The 903-nt window shown below is 63.1% G+C and carries 1 protein-coding gene; it reads right to left on the minus strand.

Going from position 1 to position 903, the window contains the following annotated elements:
* Positions 1-903 (minus strand): ATP-binding cassette domain-containing protein (locus P3G66_RS31795; protein WP_276117883.1); only part of this gene is annotated, 903 nt, incomplete at both ends.

Below are 903 nucleotides of genomic sequence, written 5' to 3' on the forward strand. Positions count from 1 at the left end.
ACCGGATGCGTGGTACTGGACATCGTCCCCGGTCAACTTCATGAACGCATCCTCGAGCGACCCCTGCTGAGAAGCCAACTCGTACAACACGATTCCCTGCGAACCAGCCAAACCACCGATCACATCGGTGGTCGAATCCACCACCACCAATGCCGGGGCAACACCGGAACCGTCCTCACGCACCGTCAGCCCCTGCGAGAGCAACACACTGCGCAACGCATCGAGCTGAGGACTACGCACCCGCACCGTCGACTCCGACGAACGATCCACGAACTCCGCGACCGTCGAATCCGAAATCAACCGACCCCGACCGATCACCACCAACTGCTCCGCCGTGAGCGCCATCTCCGACAGGAGGTGACTCGACACGAGCACCGTGCGGCCCTCGGCCGCCAACCGCTGCATGAACTTACGAATCCAGACGATGCCCTCCGGATCGAGACCGTTGACCGGCTCGTCGAACAACAACACCTTCGGATCCCCCAACAACGCACCCGCCAACCCCAGACGCTGCGACATACCGAGCGAGAACCCGCCGGCCTTCTTGCCCGCCACCTCGGACAATCCGACCAACCCGAGCACCTCGTCGACGCGGGACTTCGGGATCCCGTTCGAAGCAGCCATCCACTGCAGATGCGCCCGCGCACTGCGATTGGGGTGCACCCACTTCGCATCCAGCAACGCACCCACCGTCCGCAACGGCGTCTTGAGCTCCCGGTACGGCTTGCCCTCGATCAACGCCGCACCCGACGTCGGCTGATCCAGACCCAGGATCATCCGCATCGTCGTCGACTTACCTGCACCGTTCGGGCCCAGGAAGCCCGTCACGATGCCCGGCTTGACCGTGAACGACAAATCGTCCACCGCTTTCGTCGGTCCGTAAACCTTGGTCAATCCCCTCAG

The organism is Rhodococcus sp. C3V, from assembly GCF_029269915.1.
Taxonomy (GTDB): Bacteria; Actinomycetota; Actinomycetes; order Mycobacteriales; family Mycobacteriaceae; genus Rhodococcus_F; species Rhodococcus_F qingshengii.